This window comes from Streptomyces sp. NBC_01515 (assembly GCF_045040345.1).
Classification (GTDB): domain Bacteria; phylum Actinomycetota; class Actinomycetes; order Streptomycetales; family Streptomycetaceae; genus Streptomyces.
Window position 1 is genome coordinate 1340082 of sequence record NZ_CP109416.1, and the last position, 14744, is coordinate 1354825.

At 70.3% G+C, this 14744-nt stretch carries 16 protein-coding genes; 10 read left to right on the plus strand and 6 right to left on the minus strand.

The genetic code is table 11. The features are described 5' to 3' along the window. Positions 1–66 precede the first annotated feature (66 nt). Complete coding sequence (locus OG407_RS05635) at positions 67–840, minus strand: SDR family oxidoreductase (RefSeq protein ID WP_405855571.1); 774 nt, start codon at positions 838–840, stop codon at positions 67–69. 137 nt (positions 841–977) lie between these two features. Further along, positions 978–1829 carry an aldo/keto reductase gene (locus OG407_RS05640; protein ID WP_405855573.1) on the minus strand — a complete coding sequence of 284 codons (852 nt, stop codon included), beginning with the start codon at positions 1827–1829 and terminating at the stop codon, positions 978–980. Positions 1830–1966: 137 nt separating this feature from the next. On the opposite strand from OG407_RS05640, the gene OG407_RS05645 reads away from it, so the two are divergent. Next, positions 1967–2125 (plus strand): hypothetical protein, encoded by a 159-nt coding sequence (locus OG407_RS05645; RefSeq protein ID WP_405855575.1) that lies wholly within the window; start codon positions 1967–1969, stop codon positions 2123–2125. 42 nt (positions 2126–2167) lie between these two features. Here the strand turns inward: OG407_RS05645 and OG407_RS05650 are convergent, their stop codons facing one another. Together OG407_RS05650 and OG407_RS05655 are read right to left on the minus strand one after the other, a co-directional pair. Further along, positions 2168–3094 (minus strand): helix-turn-helix transcriptional regulator, encoded by a 927-nt coding sequence (locus tag OG407_RS05650; RefSeq protein ID WP_405855577.1) that lies wholly within the window; start codon positions 3092–3094, stop codon positions 2168–2170. A 154-nt stretch (positions 3095–3248) separates the two neighbouring features. Then, positions 3249–3656, minus strand: a complete 408-nt coding sequence (locus tag OG407_RS05655; RefSeq protein ID WP_405855579.1) for a winged helix-turn-helix transcriptional regulator — start codon at positions 3654–3656, stop codon at positions 3249–3251. A 96-nt stretch (positions 3657–3752) separates the two neighbouring features. Here OG407_RS05655 and OG407_RS05660 point away from each other — a divergent pair, with 96 nt between their 5' ends. The 3 genes from OG407_RS05660 to OG407_RS05670 all read left to right on the plus strand — a co-directional run bounded on the left by OG407_RS05660 (position 3753) and on the right by OG407_RS05670 (position 6480). Further along, positions 3753–4391, plus strand: coding sequence for an NAD(P)-dependent oxidoreductase (locus OG407_RS05660; RefSeq protein ID WP_405855581.1), 639 nt, complete (start codon positions 3753–3755; stop codon positions 4389–4391). Next, a complete protein-coding gene (locus OG407_RS05665; RefSeq protein WP_405868297.1) occupies positions 4388–5182 on the plus strand; it encodes an NADPH-dependent F420 reductase in 795 nt (264 codons plus the stop codon). The genes OG407_RS05660 and OG407_RS05665 overlap by 4 nt, the downstream gene beginning before the upstream one ends. A gap of 449 nt (positions 5183–5631) precedes the next feature. Next, a complete protein-coding gene (locus OG407_RS05670; protein ID WP_405855583.1) occupies positions 5632–6480 on the plus strand; it encodes an SDR family oxidoreductase in 849 nt (282 codons plus the stop codon). Between the two features lie 424 nt (positions 6481–6904). Here OG407_RS05670 and OG407_RS05675 read toward each other — a convergent pair whose 3' ends face one another. After that, complete coding sequence (locus OG407_RS05675) at positions 6905–7834, minus strand: helix-turn-helix transcriptional regulator (protein WP_405855585.1); 930 nt, start codon at positions 7832–7834, stop codon at positions 6905–6907. A 229-nt stretch (positions 7835–8063) separates the two neighbouring features. Between OG407_RS05675 and OG407_RS05680 the strand changes: the two genes are divergently transcribed. From OG407_RS05680 to OG407_RS05690, 3 genes are read left to right on the plus strand one after another with little or no spacing between them, the layout of a single operon-like run. Continuing rightward, positions 8064–8477, plus strand: a complete 414-nt coding sequence (locus OG407_RS05680; protein ID WP_405855587.1) for a cupin domain-containing protein — start codon at positions 8064–8066, stop codon at positions 8475–8477. A 33-nt stretch (positions 8478–8510) separates the two neighbouring features. Further along, positions 8511–9476: an aldo/keto reductase gene (locus tag OG407_RS05685; protein WP_405855589.1), complete on the plus strand. Its 966-nt coding sequence runs from the start codon at positions 8511–8513 to the stop codon at positions 9474–9476. Positions 9477–9506: 30 nt separating this feature from the next. Beyond that, the gene (locus OG407_RS05690; protein ID WP_405855591.1) at positions 9507–10541 is read left to right on the plus strand and encodes a zinc-binding dehydrogenase; all 1035 of its coding nucleotides are present in this window, start codon (positions 9507–9509) and stop codon (positions 10539–10541) included. 25 nt (positions 10542–10566) lie between these two features. On the opposite strand, the gene OG407_RS05695 is transcribed toward OG407_RS05690, so the two are convergent. Further along, positions 10567–11484 carry a helix-turn-helix transcriptional regulator gene (locus OG407_RS05695; protein ID WP_405855593.1) on the minus strand — a complete coding sequence of 306 codons (918 nt, stop codon included), beginning with the start codon at positions 11482–11484 and terminating at the stop codon, positions 10567–10569. A 208-nt stretch (positions 11485–11692) separates the two neighbouring features. On the opposite strand from OG407_RS05695, the gene OG407_RS05700 reads away from it, so the two are divergent. From OG407_RS05700 to OG407_RS05710, 3 genes are read left to right on the plus strand one after another with little or no spacing between them, the layout of a single operon-like run. Beyond that, entirely contained in the window at positions 11693–13099 is a 1407-nt protein-coding gene (locus OG407_RS05700; protein WP_405855595.1) for an MFS transporter, read from the plus strand. After that, positions 13096–13488 (plus strand): DUF2255 family protein, encoded by a 393-nt coding sequence (locus tag OG407_RS05705; RefSeq protein WP_405855597.1) that lies wholly within the window; start codon positions 13096–13098, stop codon positions 13486–13488. Before OG407_RS05700 ends, OG407_RS05705 begins: the two co-directional genes overlap by 4 nt. A gap of 56 nt (positions 13489–13544) precedes the next feature. Continuing rightward, the gene (locus OG407_RS05710; RefSeq protein WP_405855599.1) at positions 13545–14588 is read left to right on the plus strand and encodes an NAD(P)-dependent alcohol dehydrogenase; all 1044 of its coding nucleotides are present in this window, start codon (positions 13545–13547) and stop codon (positions 14586–14588) included. The last annotated feature ends 156 nt before the right edge of the window (positions 14589–14744 follow it).

Here is a 14744-nt window from a genome sequence, read left to right on the forward strand (position 1 = left end):
CACGAAGGAGCGTGCGTCGTCCCGGCGCGGCGGGTCTGTTCTTCGCGGTGCCGAATCCGCGCGCTGTCATCCACTGCTTCCGTTCAGGGAACGGACCGCGTCGAGATCCGCGCGCACTGCCCGCGGTTCGGCTTCGACGGGGAGGTCGGCCGGGTCCAGCACGCCGTCCACAGAGCCGGGTTCGTCGGTCTTCAGGGCGCCGAAGAGTGCTTCCCAGTCGGACGGCTCCTTCCCCTCTTCGGCGATGAGCTCGAACGTCTTGCCCAACGCGGTGTCCGTCAGCAGGCTTCGGACGAGCGTCTCGGCGATCTGGTCGCGGGCGATCCCGCCGTCGGCCGTGCCGCCCTGCTCCAGGACGAGGCGCCGCTGGGTGGGGCCGGCCTGGTCGAACCAGCCGGGTCGGACGATGGTGTAGGGCAGGCCGCCGGCCCGCAGAAGGCGCTCGGAGCGCCGCTTCCAGGGGGAGTTGCCCGGGATGTCGCTGCGGGTGGCATAGATGGAGGTCATCAGTGCCACACGCGGCCGGGCGCCGTCGAGAGCCTGCAAGAGGTTGCGTACGCCGCCGTAGTCGACACGGCGACGAGTCTCGGGGTCGCCGCCGGAGCCGTGGGTGAGGACGATGGCATCGGCTCCGCCGACCGCGTTCCGCAGGGAGGCGGGATCCTCAAGGTCGCCCCGCACCAGTTCGACGCCGGGGAGCAGTCGCTCGGCGCGGCGCACGTCGCGTACCAGTGCCCGCGGGCGCAGGCCGTGCCGCTGTGCGGCCTCCACCGCGAGCCGCCCGATGCTGCCGGTCGCGCCGACCATGAGTACGTCGGTGATGTGCTGCTTCTGGGACATGGTGAGGTCCTGGTCCGTGAGGTGGGTGCCGTCTGAGGGCGTCGAGGAGTACCCCTCGCGGGCAGGCGCTTGGGGCCGTACCGGAGGAGTGCTCGCGCGAGAGCTTGCCTGGTGCGGTGGCGCTGCCGCCTGTCGGCTCAAGCCTCCAGGCGCCGTGCGCTGAGCCAGCTGACCATCGCCGGGTCGTGGTGGTCGAAGAACAGCGTCGCCCCGGTGTCCAGGGCGGCGACGGCCGCCATCTGGTCGTCGGTGAGCTCGAAGTCGAAGATGTCGAAGTTCTCCGCCATGCGCTCGGCGCGGACCGACTTGGGGATCGCGACGACGCCGCGCTGGGTCAGCCAGCGGAGCACGACCTGCGCCACGGACTTGCCGTGCTTCGCGCCGATCTCGCTCAGAACGGGGTGGGTGAAGATCTCGTTCTTGCCCTCGGCGAACCCGCCCCACGACTGGATCTGGACCCCGTGCTCGCGCATCAGCTCCTGGTCGGCGGTGCGCTGGAAGAACGGGTGGGTCTCGATCTGGTTGACCGCGGGGGTGACCTCGTTGTTGAGGACGAGGTCGAGGAGCCGGTCGGGGTAGAAGTTGGCGACGCCGATCGCCTTGGCGCGGCCCTCGCGGTTGAGTGCCTCCATGGCGCGCCACTGGCCGTACACGTCACCGAAGGGCTGGTGCATCAGGTACAGGTCGATATGGTCCAGGCCGAGCTTGGTCAGCGACGTCTCGAAGGCGCGCTTGGTGTTCTCCTCGGCGGGTGCGTCCTGGACCCACAGCTTGGTGGTGACGAACAGGTCCTCGCGCGGGATGCCGCTGTTCTTGATCGCGCGGCCTACGGCCTCCTCGTTGCCGTAGGCGGCAGCGGCGTCGAGCAGTCGGTAGCCCGCGGCGAGGGCATCGCTGACGGCCTGCTCGGTCTGCTCCGGCGGGATCTGGTAGACGCCGAAACCGAGGATGGGCATCTCGACGCCGTTGTTGAGGGTGACGGTCTGCATGGGGCGTTCCTTACCTTTCGCGGGTTCTTCGAGCATCCCGCCTTCGCGCCCCCGGTGGCAGGTCGAGCTGTGCCGGGGAGCGGCGTTCGGGGTAATGACAGGGCCCCCCACGCGCCAGCAACGCAGGTCAGCGCGGTGTGACACTGGCGATATGGCATCCGAGCAGAGCACCGACACGGGTGGCGGCGGAGAGCTGGGCCGAGGGCGTGAAGGCCAAGGCCCAGGAACTGCTGGCGCAGGCCGAGGCGTCGCGCGAGCACGGGGGCGACCTGGCATACGAAGACTCGAACGCCTGAACACCTGAACACCTGAACACCTGAGCGTCCGTGCCGTCGGCGCTACCGCTTAGCCATGGGGGTGCCGGTGGCCAACCCGGTCCCGTTCTGGGGCTGGTCCATGTCGAGGAGCACCATCACGTCGTAGGCGGGGGTGCTTGGTTCGGCGTAGTAGAAAATCACTCGGTGACCGTCGGTGCCGTCCAGTTCGAGGGCTTGAAAGCCGAGCGTGAAGACGCCGAACTCCGGGTGGTGGAAGGTCTTTGTGCCTGTGGTGTGGCCCTGGACGTCGTAGTGCTCCCACAACTCGGCGAAGTCCACGCTCTTGTCACGCAGTTCAGCGATGAGGTGGCTGAGCCCCGGGGTGTCGGGCTCGGTGCCGGCGAGTGAGCGCAGCCGGGCCACGCAGCCGCGGATCTGGTTCTCCCAGTCGTCCGGATACAGGTCGCGGGCCCCTGGATGCAGGGCGAGCCACCGTACGACGTTGCGTTCCTCGGGCGGGGTGTCCTTCATACCGGGCAGCAGGCGCAGGCCGCCGGGGGTGGCGGCGAGCAGTTCGTAGGTGCGGCTGACGACGTGGACGGGGTGTGGCCGCAGTGTCCGGAGGAGCAGTCCGACGCCCCGGTTCACGGCCGGACGCTGCCCGGTGCGATCCGGCTGCCCGCCTCTGTTGGCGCCACGGGCCGTCCTGGCTGCCAGGTCGCGCAGGTAGGCGCGCTCCGTCTCGCCCAGCCGCAGAGCGGAGGCGAGGGCCTCGACGACGGACGGGCTGGGCCGGGTCTCCTTGCCGCGTTCGAGCCGGGTGTAGTAGTCGATGCTCACCCCGGCGAGCGTGGCGAGCTCCTCGCGGCGAAGGCCTGGTGTCCGGCGCGGCCTCGGACCAATGGACAGGCCGACGTCCGCAGGCTTGACCTGGGTTCGGCGGGCCCGTAGGAAACAGCCCAGCTCACTGTCGGCGCTCCGGCCGAGGGTCTGTCGCTCGGGATCCATTCGTTCAGTCTGGCACTTCTGTGAGTCCTGCGTTCGGTGGCAACGGTCGGACGCACATCCGTGCTGCGCCCCGGGAAGGACACTTCCGCCCTCCGACTCCCTGCCGCGATCGTGCTGCCACCGCCGATCCCGCCGGCGGACTCCAAGAACTGCCTCAGCCCGCCGTGTCTTCCGCGGGCGGAGCCGAGCCGGTGCCGTTCGCGCGCTGGTGGGCGACGATGCCGGGCAGTTGCTCGTAGATGGCATCGATCAGGTCGCAGACACGCTCGGCGATCGGGCGGCCGAGACCGGTGAGTTCGTAGTCGACGCGCCTGGCGACCGTGGGGTGCGGTGTGCGTGCGACGAGGCCGTCGTCCTCCAGACGCTGGAGGGTCTGCCACAGCATCCGGTCGGATACCCCGGACACGTTACGACGTACCTCGGCGAACCGAAGAGGGCCTTCGACCAGGGCGGCGAGGGTCAGGGCGCCCCACCGGCCCGTCGCGTGCTCCAGGACCTCCCGAGACGTGCACTGCGGATCGAACACGCTCATCCCGGCCATGCGGTCCGTCCCTCGGCTCATGCGTTCATGCTAAACGGGCGCTGTACTTATTCTGAGTAAGTACTATATTTTCGTAAGCATGAGCCGCTGCGGGCTCCTGAAGGGAGACGTCGTCCGATGAAATTCCTCCTCCTCGGCGCCACCGGCGCTACCGGCACCCTGTTCGTGGAGCGTGCCAGCGCGGCCGGACACGAGGTCGTCGCCTTCGTCCGCGACGCCTCCAAGATCACGCCGGCCGGCCGGTTGACCGTGATCGAGGGGGACGTCCGCGACGCCCACGCGCTCACCGAAGCGATGCGCGGCACCGACGCGGTGATCAGCACGCTCGGCCTCGGCAAGGTCAAGGACCCGGGCAACCTGATCGCCGACACCACGCGCGCGCTGGTCCGGGCCGCCGAGAACAGCGGAACCAAACGCGTACTGATCATGTCCGCGTTCGGGGTCGGCGACTCCCTGGCCAAGGCCTCCGCCTTCGCCCGTTTCCTCTACAACTCGGGCGGCAAGGCCACCTTCGCCGACAAGGCCGCAGGCGAGCGGATCCTCACCGCCTCCGGCCTGGACTGGACGCTGGCCTACCCGGTGCTGCTGACCAACAAGCCCGCCACCAGCGACGTCCACGCCGTCGACCTGACCGCGCTCGACCGCCTGCCCGGCCTGCCCAGGATCTCCCGGGCCGATGTCGCCGCCTTCCTGCTGGAGGCCGCCGTCGAAGGCTCGTGGTCCCGGCGCACCGCAGTCCTCACCGCAGGCCGCTGACCTCTCGTCACGCCACCTCACGCACCCCACAAGGAGATCGACCCATGACCAAGACCCTCGGCCTCATCGGCGCCGACAACATCGGCAGCGCGCTGGCCCGTCTGGCGGTCGCCGCCGGCCTGAATGTCGTAGTCAGCAACTCCCGCGGCCCCGAGACCCTCGCCGCCCTTGTCGCCGAACTCGGCGAACAGGCACGCGCGGCCACACCCGCCGAGGCCGCGCAGGCCGGCGACCTGGTGGTGGCGACCGTCCCGCTGAACACCTACGAGCAGCTGCCCGCCGCCGCCCTGGCCGGCAAGACCGTCATCGACACCATGAACTACTACCCCGAGCGCGACGGCAGGATCGCCGAGCTGGACTCCGGCGAGCAGACCTCCAGCGCCCTGGTCCAGCGACATCTGGCCGACTCCCAGGTGGTGAAGGCGTTCAACAGCATCGACTTCGTGCGCCTGTTCAGCTCCGCCCGGCCCGCCGGCGCCGACGACCGCAGCGCCCTGCCCATCGCCGGTGACGACCCGGCCGCCAAGGCACAGGTGACCGAACTGCTGGACATCCTGGGCTACGACGCCGTCGACATCGGCACGCTGGCCGCCAGCTGGCGCAGCGAGCCGGGCACCCCCGTCTACGTCCAGCCGTACTTGCCGACACGGCCTGAGGGGCTGACCGACGAGGAGATGGGGCGCTGGTTCTTCGAGGTCCCGGGCGTCCCGGTGCCCGCCGACAAGGTGCGGGAACTGATCGACACCGCCGTGCGGCGTCCCGCGGGCGACGCCCGCGCGACTCTCGGCTAGGGCCGCAGCGCCTGTTCGGTGAGTGGGGGGCCGTGCCACAGCCTGGAACACCGCTCCCCCGTACAGCCCGGCCTGTCACCCACCAGGCCAGGCGCCTAACTTGGCACTGGGCCAAGTAGCCACGCGCGACACCGCGGATCGAGGGCACCGGACACATCGCGTGTGCTCGCACAACGCCGGCGCGGGGACACCGAATCGAACGCCGCCGACTTGGCGGCCCCGACGAGCTGCCCACTCTCGTGGACAGCCGCCAACGGTTCCGCTTGGTGGGTCCGCCGAGTCCCGCGACGCGAAACTGCAGTAGGGGGAAGATCGACTTCTCCGCTCTGTTCACCGCTTCCGCGTCCTGACCGGATCCACTGCGCCTGCGACGAGCAGTCGGCCGGTCCGTGCGCCCTGTCCCGGGCACCCGGCCCCACCCCGAGAACATGGACTGAAGGAGCCGAAACATGAGCACGGACAACAGGCCCGCCCAGGAGATCGTCGTCGTCATCGGCCCTGGCAGCATCGGCCTGGCCATCGCGCGCCGCGTCGGCACCGGACGCACCCTGCTGCTGGCAGCCCACGAAGAGAAGGCCTCGCAGGTCGCCGCCGAGCAACTGCGCGGCGAAGGCTACGACGTGGCCGTCCAGACCACCGACATCTCCGACCTGGCCCAGGTCGAGGCGCTGGCCGCCACGGCCGCCGGGATGGGCGCGGTCACCCAGGTGATCCAGGCCGCCGGCGTCTCGCCCACCCAGGCGACCATCGAGCGGCTGCTGCACGTCGACCTGCTCGGCACGGCGTATGTCCTGGACGCCTTCGCCCAGGTGATCGCGCCCGGCGGGGCCGGCATCGTGGTCGCCAGCATGGCCGGCCACCGGGAGAGCCCCTACGCACCCGAGATCGAGCACGCGCTCGCGACCACCGAGACCTCACAGTTGCTCGCGCTGCCGTTCCTGCAGCCCGAGCAGCTCGGCTCGTCCGTCCACGCCTACGCCATGTCCAAGCGGGCCAACTCGCTGCGTGTGCAGACCGCCGCCGCGGCGTGGGGCAAGCGCGGCGCCCGCGTCAACGCCGTCAGCCCCGGCGTGATCATCACCCCGCTGGCCCTCGACGAGCTCTCCGGCCCGCGCCGCGAGTGGTTCGACAAGGTGCGCGAGACCTCGGCGGCCAAGCGGTTCGGCACCTCCGAGGAGGTCGCCGCTGCCGCCGCCTTCCTGCTCGGCCGTGACGCCGGCTTCATCACCGGGGCCGACCTCCTGATGGACGGCGGCGTGACCGCGGCCCTGCGCGCCGGTGAGCTGACGACGCCATAACGAGCCGAGAGCCGCGGCCGCCGATCCGCCCTGATCCGGGCCCGCAGTCCGGGTGGGGCGGTTCGGCCTGTACGGTCCCGGCGCATGAGCCGTCGATCGAGAGTGCCGCGCAGGGAGAACTGAGGCGGCGGCGTGGCGGTCCTGGCGACGGCTGTGCCGCGCCCGGTTGAGGCCGTGGTTGTTGAGGTGCCGAGGACGTTGCGGCTCTCGATGAAGCCTCCGCCGTCGACGACGCTCACATCGTCGTCCTCGTCCGGCCGGAGTCGGACACAGCGCGGTGCGGCGGTTTCCGGCGCGCGAAGGATGGCCAATCCGCTGGGGCGCGGGGCGGGGGTCATGGCCGTAGAACTCGTCGTCGGGCCTGTGATGGCCGTGAGCGTCCGAAGCGGAGCGGGTGGCAACAGGAACCACCAGCGTTCGACTGTCAGGGCGAGGCGGGGTGCCCCGCCTCAGTCGTCGACCGGTCGTCGCCTGCCGACGTCCCCTTGGCGAGCTGCTCCTGCCCCAGCAGGTCGAGCAGGGTCATCGCGTCGTGATCGGCGGTGCCCGGCTCGGCGTAGTACGTCACCAGGCGGTGGCCGGGGGTGCCTTCCAGTTCCATGGACTGGTAGCCGAGGGTGAGGTCGCCGACCTCGGGGTGGTGGAAGGTCTTGCGGCCATGGGAGTGGCCCTTGACGTCGTAGCGCTCCCACAGGCGGGCGAACTCCGGGCTCTTGAGGAGGAGTTCACCCGCGAGCCGGGTCAGGTCCGGGGCGTCGGGATCGGTGCCGGCCAGGGCGCGCAGCCGCGCCACGCAGCCGCGGACCTGGGTGTTCCAGTCGTGGAACAGGTCACGCGAGGCGGGGTGGAGGAAGAGATAGCGGGCGACGTTGCGCTCTCTGGCCGGCCAGTCCTGGATACCGGGAAGGAGTCGCATTCCGCCGGGGTTGGCGGCGAGCAGGTCGTTGGTACGGCTGACGACGTGCGCGGGGTGGGGGCGCAGGCTCTCCAGGAGCAGTTTCACGCCGGGCCGGACGGTGCGGCTGGGGGCGGCGGGCGGCTCGGGGGCACTGCGCGCGGCGCGGGCGGCCAGGCTGCGCAGGTGCTCGTGCTCGTCGTCCTCCAGCAGGAGGGCGCGGCCGAGGGAATCGACCACGGACGCGCTGGGCCGGGTCTCCTTGCCGCGCTCCAGGCGGACGTAGTAGTCGATGCTGATCCCGGCCAGGGTGGCCAGTTCCTCGCGGCGCAGCCCGGGCGTACGGCGCAGGCCGGAACCGGCCGTCAGGCCGACCTCCTCCGGGGTCACGCGGGCCCGGCGGGCGCGTAGAAAGCTCCCCAGCTCGTTGCCCCCGCCGTTCCGCTGCTCGCTGTTCATGTCTTCCAGTCTGCGGGCCCCGACCGCCTCCTCGGCATATGCGTGGGGGGCCCTGTCACACCCCTGAATACCGCTCCCCTGCACAGCCCGCCCTGCCACGCAGCGGGTGATGGGGGAAGGGTCGATGTCATCGGAGATTTCCGTTCGGCGTCCTACGCCGGGCGGCTCGACGCCATGAGCGCGATCGTGCGACTCAAGGACATCGTCGAGGACAGCAAGGAGCAGAGCGTTGGAAATCCTGAAGAAGCAGCCCACCGTCAAGGCACCCGCCGACTGGTTCACCGGGGACGTCTGGTTCGACGTGATCCACGCCGGCGAGGAGCCCTCACGGATGCGCGCCAACATGGTGCGTTTCTCGCCCTGCGCGCGCACCGACTGGCACTCGCACGTGATGGGCCAGACCCTGCACATCGTCTCCGGCACCGCCCTGATCGGTACGCGCGACGGCACCGTCATCGAGGCTCACCCCGGCGACACGATCCACACGCCCCCGGGCGAGGAGCACTGGCACGGCGCGACCTCCGACCACTTCATGACCCACCTCGCGATGTGGGAGGGCGCGGGCGACGGCGGCCCGGAGACGACCTGGCTGGAGAAGGTCGACGACGCCGAGTACAACGCGCCGCGCAGCAGCACCCGCTGAACGACGAACCCGAGGGACCCGGAGGAAGGGCTAATGCGCACCACCACTCTCGGCCCTGACGGACCCGAGGTCGGCGTCATCGGCCTGGGTTGCATGGGCATGAGTTTCAGCTACGACCAGGCCACCCCGCGCGACGAGGCCACCCTGATTTCGGTGATCCATCAGGCCCTGGACCTGGGCATGACCTTGCTTGACACGGCCGACGTCTACGGCCCGTTCACCAACGAGGAACTCCTCGGCCGGGCGCTGAGGAACCATCGTGACCAGGCGGTGCTGGCGACCAAGGTCGGCGCTCTCACCCGTGATGCCCAGGGCGACCCCGTGATGGGCCTCGACAACCGACCGGAGCACATCCGCCGCTCGATCGACGAGAGCCTCGGCCGGCTCGGCACCGACCACGTCGACCTCTATTACCTGCACCGCACCGACCCGCAGGTGCCGATCGAGGAGAGCGTGGGCGCCCTGGCCGAGACCGTCGCGGCGGGCAAGGCCCGCGCCATCGGCCTGTCCGAGGTGAGCGTCGAGCAGATCAAGCGGGCGCAGTCCGTCCACCCGATCACGGCGGTGCAGTCCGAACTGTCGCTGTGGACTCGGGACTGGATGACGGAGGTGCTGCCCCACTGCCAGGAACAGGGCATCGCGTTCGTGCCGTACTCGCCCCTCGGCAAGGGGTTCCTCACCGGCCGGTTCTCGTCCCACGACGACCTGCCCGAGGACGACTTCCGGCGGGGCCTGGCCCGTTTCCAGCAGGAGGCGCTGCACACCAACCTGGCTATCGCCGAACGGGTGGGGGAGATCGCCGAGCGCATGAGGGCGACTCCGGCGCAGGTGGCGCTGGCGTGGGTGCTGGCACAGGGGGAGTACGTCATCCCCATCCCCGGAACCAAGACGCCGAAGTACCTGGCGGACAACGCCGGGGCGGCGGATGTCGAGCTGGGCGCCGCGGACCTCGCCGAACTCGATGCGCTTCCCGTGCCTACCGGAGGCCGCTATTTCTGATCAGCACCATCACACCCTGGGAGAAGGCTCATGCGAGCAACAGTGATGTACGGCGCCGGCGATGTCCGCGTCGAGAACGTACCCGACCCCAAGATCCAGAACTCAACGGACGCCGTCGTACGCGTCGTTCGCTCCTGCGTCTGCGGCAGCGACCTGTGGCCGTACGGCTCGATGCCCGCCTCCGAGGAGGGCCGGCGCATGGGCCACGAGTTCCTCGGTGTGGTCGAGGACGTCGGCTCCGACGTGTCCGGGCTGACGAGCGGTGACCTGGTGGTCGCACCCTTCGTCTGGGCGGACAACACCTGCGACTTCTGCCGCGAAGGCCTGCAGACCTCCTGCCGTCACGGCGGCCAGTGGGGCCCGAACGGTGTGGACGGCGGCCAGGGCGAGGCCGTCCGCGTGCCGCAGGCGCAGGGCACGCTGGTGAAGCTGCCGGTGGCCGAGGACTCGGCGCTGCTGTCGTCCCTGCTGACCCTGTCCGACGTGTACTGCACCGGCCACCACGGAGTCGTGACGTCCCGGGTGGCCCCCGGCAAGTCCGTCACTGTCATCGGTGACGGTGCGGTCGGACTGTGCGCGGTGCTGGCCGCCAAGCGGCTCGGTGCCGAGCGAATCATTCTCATGGGGCGGCACACGGACCGTACCGACCTGGGCCGCGACTTCGGCGCCACCGACATCGTGCCCGAGCGCGGCGAGGAAGGCGTCGAGCGGGTGCGGGAGTTGACCGGCGGCGACGGCACGCACGCGGTGATCGAGGCCGTCGGTGCCACGGAGGCGATGGACACGGCGCTGAGCATCGTCCGTCATGGTGGTGTGATCAGTCGGCTCGGTGTCGCGCAGTACACCGGGATCCCGCTCGGGTTCGAATCGATGATGGGCAACATCACGGTCACCGGCGGCGCCGCACCGGCCCGTGCCTACATCGAGGAACTGCTGCCCGACATCCTCGACGGCACGGTCGATCCCGGCCGGGTCTTCGATCACACCGTCGGCTTCGACGGCGTACCGGACAGCTACCGGGCCATGGCCGACCGGACCGCTCTGAAGGTCCTGATCCAACCCTGACCCGGTCGAGAGCCCCCGTCGGTCGTCAGTTCCGCTTCTCTTCGGCGGGTTCGGCATCCGACCCGTCCGGCCCGTCCGACCCGGTGGCGACCATGTCCAGCAGGACCATCTTGTCGTGGTCGGGGGTGCCGGGCTCGGCGTAGTGGGCGACCAGCCGGTGGCCCGGGAAGCCTTCCAACTGCATGGACTGGTAGTCGAGGGTGAGGGTGCCGACGTCCGGGATGTGGAAGGTCTTGGTGCCGTGGGTGTGCGCCCGTACGTCGTAGCGGTCCCAGAGCTGTACGAACTCCGGGCTCTCGGCCAGGAGTTCGTCGACGAGCCCGACGAGGTCGGGGGCGTCCGGGTCGGTGCCGGCCAGGGCGCGCAGGCGCCCCACGCAGGCGCGGATCTGCTCGTCCCAATGGTCGAACACCGTGCGAGCGCCGGGATTGAGGAAGATCCAGCGCGCGACGTTGCGCTTCTCCACCGGCCACTGCTCCATGCCCACGAACAGCCGTAGCCCGCCCGGGTTCCACGCGAGCAGGTCCATCGTGCGGCTGACCACGACCGCGGGGTGGGGCCGCAGGCTTTCCAGAAGCAGCCCGACCCCGGGCCCCACCGAAGAAGTGGGCGCCGTCGGTGGCTCGGCCGTGGTGGGGCGGGCGGCGCACACCGCGAGGTCCCGCAGGTGCTCGTGGGCGTGTTCGTCCAACAAGAGGACACGGGCGAGCGCGTCGACGACGGAGGGGCTGGGGTGGGACTCCCTGCCCCGTTCCAGGCGCGTGTAGTAGTCGATGCTCACCCCGGCGAGGGTGGCCAGCTCCTCACGGCGCAGCCCCGGCGTGCGCCGCAGGCCGGGGCCGGCCTTGAGACCGGCCTGCTCGGGTGTCACGCGGGTGCGGTGGGCGCGCAGGAAGCGCCCCAGTTCGGTGCCGTCGCTGCCGTTGCGCTGCTCACGTGCCATGCGGCCAGTGTGTCAGGGCGGGCAGGACGGATCCATGTGCGGGCTTGGAGGTTCCTGTGTGTGGCCCTGGGGGGTCCTGTCACACCCCCGAACAGCGCTCCCCGGCACAGCTCGGCCTGCCACGCGAGATGTCCGGCAAGCAGGCTGGATGACGGTCGAAGAACCCAATCCGTACCAACCACTCGTTTCCTCATCAGGAGATCCACCCGTGTCCAGTTCTGTCGCATCGGACAAGCCGTCGACGCCGGCCGATACCGCCGCCGGGCAGCCCCGCACCGCGAACGGTGCCCGGTGGGCTCTGGCGGCCGCGCTGCTCGGCTTCTTCGTGATGACGCTCGACGCCCTGATCGTCAACGTCGCGCTGCCCGAGATCGGGCGCGGTTTCGGCGGCGGGATGACGGGACTGCAGTGGGTGGTGGACGGCTACACGCTGATGTTCGCCGCACTGCTGCTGTCCGCGGGGTCGGTGACCGACCGGATCGGTGCGCGACAGGCGTTCGGGGCCGGGCTCGTGGTGTTCACCGTCGCCTCGGCGGCCTGCGGTTTCGCACCCAACCTGGGTGTGCTGATCGTGGCGCGGCTGGTGCAGGGCGCGGGCGCCGCGGTGATCGTGCCGGCCTCGCTCGCGCTGATCCGCGAGGCGTTCCCCGACCCGGCCGCGCGTGCCCGGGCGATCTCCGTGTGGGCGATGGGCGGCTCGGTGGGCGCCGCGGCCGGACCGGTGCTGGGCGGTGTGCTGAGCGAACTCAACTGGCGGATGATCTTCTTCGTCAATCTGCCGGTCGGCGTGCTGGCGCTGTTCCTGCTCACCCGGACCGCCCGCTCGCCCCGCCGTGCGGACGCTCCGTTCGACTGGACGGGGCAGATCGCCGCGGTGGCGGCGATGGGCGGCCTGACCTACGCGGCGATCGAGGCCGGCGCGGTTGGTGTGCGCGCGCCGCGCGTGCTGCTCGCACTGGCCGTCGCCGTGACGGCGGCGGCGGTCTTCCTGGTGGCCCAGGCGCGCGGCCGCAACCCGATGGTGCCGCTGGAGCTCCTGCGCGCCCGGACGATGGCACTCTCGGCGACCATCGGCTTCGCGCTCAACGTCGGCTTCTACGGGATGATCTTCCTGCTCGGCCTGTACCTCCAACAGGAACAGGACCTCTCGCCGATGGCCACCGGGCTGGCGTTCCTGCCGATGACTCTGCTGACCGCAGTCGTCAGCCCGACCGCTGCCCGGCTCGCCGCGCGATTCGGACCGCGCATGCCGATCATCACCGGGCAGCTCCTGATGGCCGCGGGCCTGGTGGCGCTGTGCGTTCCGCCGGCGTCGGCGCCCGCCTGGCTGCTGGTTCTGCTGATGATCCCGGTGGGAACCGGCGGCGGCCTCGCCGTACCGGCGGTGACCTCGCTGCTCCTCGACCGGATTCCCGCCCAGCGCGCCGGCACCGCGAGCGGCGTACTGAACGCCTCCCGCCAACTCGGCGGCGCCCTGTCCGTGGCGGTCTTCGGCGCCCTGGTCTCCAACCACACCCACTTCCTGCACGGGCTGCGCACCAGCCTCCTGATCGCCGCGCTCCTGGTGGTCCTGACCGCGGCGGCCTCCGTACTCCTCAAGGAGAAGACCTCATGACCTCGACATCGGCGCCATCGGCCTGGACGAGCCAGGAGCTCGACAGCATCGAACGCGCGGAGGAACTGGAGATCGCGTCCCTGCGGCGCGGCGGCGAGCTGGGCAGTCGGCGGACGATCTGGGTGGTCCGGGTCGGCGACGACATCTACGTCCGTTCCGTCAACGGCCCCGGCTCCGACTGGTACCGCGGCACCCGGGCCCGCCAGGAAGGCCGTATCCAGGCCGGCGGGGTCGCCAAAGACGTCACGATCATCGACGCCGGCGACGAGGTCAACGACGTCGTGGACACCGCCTACCGGACCAAGTACGGGCACTACGCCGCGTACATCGTCAAGGCCATCACCAGCCCCGAGGCGAGCTCCACCACGATGCGCCTCGAACCCCGCTGACCGAATTCCCTTACGGACAACCGCAGTTGAACCATAACCACCAGACCGGAGAAGTCATGCTCACCGTCCCTGCCTACGCCGCCACAGCCGCCACCGAACCCCTGGTCCCGACCACCGTCGAGCGCCGTGACGTAGGCGCGCACGACGTCCTCATCGAGATCAAGTTCGCCGGCATCTGCCACTCCGACATCAGCAACGCCCGCAGCGAGTGGGGTCCGTCGACCTACCCCCTGGTTCCCGGCCACGAGATCGCCGGCGTGGTCACCGAGGTCGGTGCCGAGGTCACCCGGCACTCGGTCGGCGACCGGGTCGGCGTGGGCTGCATGGTCAACTCCTGCCGTGAGTGCGCGTCCTGTCTGAAGGGCGAGGAGCAGTACTGCCTCAAGGGCAACACCCTCACCTACGGCTCCGTCGACAAGGACGGCACGATCACGCAGGGCGGATACTCCACCCACGTCGTGGTGACCGAGGACTTCGTCGTAGGGATTCCCGAGGGCATCAACCTCGACGAGGCCGCCCCGCTGCTGTGCGCGGGCATCACCACCTACTCCCCGTTGCGGCGCTGGGGCGCGGGCCCGGGCAAGAAGGTCGCCGTCATCGGTCTCGGCGGACTCGGCCACATGGCCGTGAAGCTCGCACACGCGATGGGCGCCGAGGTCACCGTGCTGTCCCAGTCGCTGAAGAAGATGGACGACGGCCTGCGCCTGGGCGCCGACCACTACTACGCCACCAGCGATCCGGCGACCTTCGAGCAGCTGGCCGGCACCTTCGACCTCATCGTCAACACGGTCAGCGCGAAGCTCGACCTCGACGCCTACCTCGGCCTGCTGGCCGTGAACGGCGCTCTCGTCAACGTCGGCGCCGCCGCCGAACCGCTGTCGCTCAACGTGTTCTCGCTGATCATGCGCGGCCGCTCCTACGCCGGTTCCCTGATCGGCGGCATCCGCGAGACCCAGGAGATGCTCGACTTCTGCGCCGAGCACGGCATCGGCTCCGAGATAGAGGTCATCCCGGCCGAGAAGATCAACGAGGCGTACGAGCGTGTCCTCGCCTCCGACGTGCGCTACCGCTTCGTGATCGACACCTCGACGCTGGCCTGACCCACGGCCACAGCCACAGCCAGGGTCACGTCGACCTGAGACCACCCCGTACGAGGAGCCCCCGCCCCCGAGAGCCCTCGTACGGGGTGCCGCCCGAGGGGCCCTGACACACCCTGGAACGCCAGCTCCCGGCATGGCACGGTCTGCCGTGGTGCG

Bases quoted from the DNA above. Each gene is read 5' to 3' on its own strand.
- OG407_RS05640 (WP_405855573.1), bottom strand. From the start codon at position 1,829: ATGCAGACCGTCACCCTCAACAACGGCGTCGAGATGCCCATCCTCGGT.
- OG407_RS05705 (WP_405855597.1), top strand. From the start codon at position 13,096: ATGACCTCGACATCGGCGCCATCGGCCTGGACGAGCCAGGAGCTCGAC.
- OG407_RS05690 (WP_405855591.1), top strand. From the start codon at position 9,507: ATGCGAGCAACAGTGATGTACGGCGCCGGCGATGTCCGCGTCGAGAAC.
- OG407_RS05675 (WP_405855585.1), bottom strand. From the start codon at position 7,834: ATGAACAGCGAGCAGCGGAACGGCGGGGGCAACGAGCTGGGGAGCTTT.
- OG407_RS05685 (WP_405855589.1), top strand. From the start codon at position 8,511: ATGCGCACCACCACTCTCGGCCCTGACGGACCCGAGGTCGGCGTCATC.
- OG407_RS05670 (WP_405855583.1), top strand. From the start codon at position 5,632: ATGAGCACGGACAACAGGCCCGCCCAGGAGATCGTCGTCGTCATCGGC.
- OG407_RS05655 (WP_405855579.1), bottom strand. From the start codon at position 3,656: ATGAGCCGAGGGACGGACCGCATGGCCGGGATGAGCGTGTTCGATCCG.
- OG407_RS05710 (WP_405855599.1), top strand. From the start codon at position 13,545: ATGCTCACCGTCCCTGCCTACGCCGCCACAGCCGCCACCGAACCCCTG.
- OG407_RS05650 (WP_405855577.1), bottom strand. From the start codon at position 3,094: ATGGATCCCGAGCGACAGACCCTCGGCCGGAGCGCCGACAGTGAGCTG.
- OG407_RS05635 (WP_405855571.1), bottom strand. From the start codon at position 840: ATGTCCCAGAAGCAGCACATCACCGACGTACTCATGGTCGGCGCGACC.
- OG407_RS05695 (WP_405855593.1), bottom strand. From the start codon at position 11,484: ATGGCACGTGAGCAGCGCAACGGCAGCGACGGCACCGAACTGGGGCGC.
- OG407_RS05660 (WP_405855581.1), top strand. From the start codon at position 3,753: ATGAAATTCCTCCTCCTCGGCGCCACCGGCGCTACCGGCACCCTGTTC.